The organism is Geodermatophilus chilensis (assembly GCF_002802985.1).
Taxonomy (GTDB): Bacteria; Actinomycetota; Actinomycetes; order Mycobacteriales; family Geodermatophilaceae; genus Geodermatophilus; species Geodermatophilus chilensis.
In genome coordinates this window covers 1-3,003 of sequence record NZ_NVPT01000295.1, presented here as the reverse complement: position 1 = coordinate 3,003, position 3,003 = coordinate 1, and the positions used below count along the sequence as shown (strand labels likewise).

General features: G+C 75.5%; 4 protein-coding genes. 3 read left to right on the top strand and 1 reads right to left on the bottom strand.

The window, feature by feature from the left end:
• Positions 1-11: 11 nt before the first annotated feature.
• Together CNO22_RS26485 and CNO22_RS26480 are read left to right on the top strand one after the other, a co-directional pair.
• Positions 12-1,013 (top strand): LLM class flavin-dependent oxidoreductase, encoded by a 1,002-nt coding sequence (locus CNO22_RS26485; protein ID WP_100502215.1) that lies wholly within the window; start codon positions 12-14, stop codon positions 1,011-1,013.
• Positions 1,014-1,169: 156 nt separating this feature from the next.
• Positions 1,170-1,742 carry an RNA polymerase sigma factor gene (locus CNO22_RS26480; RefSeq protein ID WP_157937153.1) on the top strand — a complete coding sequence of 191 codons (573 nt, stop codon included), beginning with the start codon at positions 1,170-1,172 and terminating at the stop codon, positions 1,740-1,742.
• A 10-nt stretch (positions 1,743-1,752) separates the two neighbouring features.
• On the opposite strand, the gene CNO22_RS26475 is transcribed toward CNO22_RS26480, so the two are convergent.
• Positions 1,753-2,376, bottom strand: coding sequence for a hypothetical protein (locus CNO22_RS26475; RefSeq protein ID WP_100502213.1), 624 nt, complete (start codon positions 2,374-2,376; stop codon positions 1,753-1,755).
• 197 nt (positions 2,377-2,573) lie between these two features.
• Between CNO22_RS26475 and CNO22_RS29890 the strand changes: the two genes are divergently transcribed.
• On the top strand, positions 2,574-2,699 hold the full coding sequence (locus CNO22_RS29890) for a hypothetical protein (RefSeq protein WP_269799648.1): 126 nt from the start codon (positions 2,574-2,576) through the stop codon (positions 2,697-2,699).
• Positions 2,700-3,003: the final 304 nt, after the last annotated feature.

Here is a 3,003-nt window from a genome sequence, read left to right as displayed (position 1 = left end):
CATGAGGAGACGTGGGCGGCGCCCTATGTGGTGAAGAGACAGCCGCGGGCACCTTCGACCCGGCCGACCCCGGCCCCGGGCACGAGGCGACCCTCGCGACGGTGGAGCTGGGCGAGCAGCTGGGGTTCGACAGCGCGTGGCTGCGGCACCGGCACCTGCAGCCGGGCATCTCCTCGCCGGTCGCCGTCCTCGCCGCGCTGACCCAGCGCACCCGCCGCATCGGGCTCGGCACCGCCGTCACGCCGCTGGCCTGGGAGAACCCGCTGCGCCTGGCCGAGGACCTCGCCACCGTCGACGTCCTCTCCGGTGGGCGGCTCCACCCGGGCGTCAGCGTCGGCCCGCCCATGCACTGGGACGACGTGAAGGACGCCCTCTACCCCGACACCGCCGACCGCGAGGACTTCAGCTACCAGCGGGTGGAGCGGCTGCTGCGGTTCCTCCGCGGCGAGCGGGCGTCGACCTTCGTCGGCCGAGAGGGAGTGGTCGAGGAGTGGTCCGACCGGGTGCAGCCGCAGTCCCCCGGCCTGGCCGGCCGGATGTGGTACGGCGGGGGCAGCCTGCGCTCGGCGGCGTGGGCCGGCGAGCACGGCATGCACTTCCTGACCTCCAGCGTGGTCAAGGCCGAGGATTCCGACGACTTCCCCGAGGTCCAGGCCTCGCACGTGCGGGCGTTCCGGGCCGCGAACCCCACCGGCCGGGTCTCCCAGGGGCTGGTGGTCATCCCCACCGACAGCGCGACCGCCGAGCAGCGGGCGCGCTACGCCGCCTACGTCGAGGCCCGCACCCCGCGGACGACGGCGCCGCAGGGCCCGGCCCGGATGCTCTTCGCCCGCGACCTGCTGGGCACCTCCGAGGAGATCGCCGAGGCCCTGTACGCGCACGCCGGCTTCCGCGAGGTCACCGAGATGGTCTTCGCGCTGCCGTTCGACTTCGCACCGGCCGACTACGAGCAGATCCTCACCGACACGGCGACCCGGCTCGGCCCCGCCCTCGGCTGGCGCCCCGGCGGCTGATGCCGGGCGATGTACCCCGGTGGCCCGTTCGGGCGGGGAGAACGGGCCACCGGCGCACGGTGCCGTCCCGAACGACGGACGACGCGGCGGCGCGCCGGCCCACTCGAACGGGTGGTACCAGGTTTGGGCCACTAGGTCGTGAACCATCTTGTAGTCGTGACGATCACCGGCGGACCGGACGGGCCTGCGCCGAGCGCTGCGCCCGGCGACCCCCTCACCGACGTGCTGGAGCGCTACTCCGGCCGCGCGCTGGCCCTGGCCCGCCGGATCGTCCTGGACGACGCCCTCGCCGAGGACGTCGTCCAGGAGGCCCTGCTCGCCTACTGGCGCAAGCCGTCGGCGTACGACCCGGCGCGCGGCGCCTTCGGCCCGTGGCTGCTGTCGCTGGTGCACCACAAGGCCGTGGACGCCGTCCGTCGCGAGACCGGCCAGCAGCGCCTCGCCGCGGCGGCCGAGAAGCTCGCCCTCGTCCAGCCCTCCACCGTCCCCGACGTGGCCGACCTGGCCGCCGACCGGTCGACCGCGGGCCACGTCCGCTCGGCGGTCAGCGCCCTGCCGCCCGTGCAGCGCGACGCGATCATGCTGGCCTACTGGGGCGGGCTCACCCAACGCGAGATCGCCCAGCACACCGGCACACCCCTGGGCACGGTGAAGACCCGGATGCTCTCGGGCATGCGCCGGCTGCACACGGCACTGGAGTCCGTCCCCACCCCCCGAGCGGCGAGCTGACCGGGGTCCCTCACGCCATCTCGGGGACGCGCAGGTGGGCCAGGGCCAGGTCGAACTCGGCGACCTCGGTGATCGTGGAGCCCATCGCCCGGCTGAACTCCTCGCGGAGCGCGGCGCCCTGCTCCCGTGCCCGGTCCATGGCGGCGCGGTCCTCGTAGGTCACGGCCGCCACGGCCCGGTGGCTCGGCCGGTCGACCAGGAGGCTGGCACTGCAGAAGCCGGGGAGGTCGTCGAGCCTCGGGAGCAGGCTCATCCGGAAGGCGTCGATCGTCCGGTCGGTCTGACCGGCCGGGACGTCGACCCAGGTGGCCCGGACGCACGCGGCGTCCCCCGCCGGCCGGGACCGGTGCAGGACGGCGATCTCCCACTCGGCGATCTCGACCTCCTCGGCCCGCAGCACCTCGTCCAGCTGCCTCCGCAGGTCCCGGACGTCGTCCGCGCCGGCCCGCATCGCGTCCTCGGTGGCCCACGCGGTGGTGACGATGCACCGCCCGGCTCCCCGGTCGGCCAGCACCGACATCCCGACGCAGCCGTCCATCCGCTCCACGCCGGGCCAGACGTCGCTCCGGGCGCAGGCGATCCCGTCGTCGACCGCACGGGGGTCACCGCGAACCGTGATCGTCCTGGCGTACATGCCGGTCCTCCTCCCTGGCGGCACCGGGCAGTACCGCCACGGACGTGAATGTCCTCGCTCGCGCCGGGGTGGGCGGTCCGCGCAGGAGCCCGGTCGGGTCCGCAGGGAGGAGCTGCGGCGCGTGCGGACCCTCAGCATGCCGCCGGGCACGCAACCGACCGGGCGCGGCCGGAGTCCTGGTCCACGGGATGGGGCGGATGACCACCGGGACGTCGAGGGCCACCTCGCTCGACGCCCGCGACGTCCGGGGGCTGGCGACCGTGGTGTCGCCGCTGCCGCCGTTCGCCTCCGCCCTCCTGGGACGCCGCGCCGTCCCGGACTGAGCCGCCCGGTAGCCGCGGTCGCGTTCGGCTGGCTCGGCCTCGTCGTGGCTCTCATCGCCCTCCTGATCACCGCCCAGCGCCGCTGCCTGCGCGGCGAACCCGGCGGTGTCGCTGAGCGTCCCGCCCACCACCGCGGGCTGCGGGCCAGGGCGAGCAGCATCCGACCGCCGCGCGCCTGCGCCTCGAGGACGTCGGCAGCCGAGCGCTGCTGCACCGCCGAGGCCACCGCGAGCAGGACGGCGGCGAGGAGTGTGGGTCCCGCTGCCAGGCCGTCCACCGCGCCGTGCTCCCGGGCCCCGCCCAC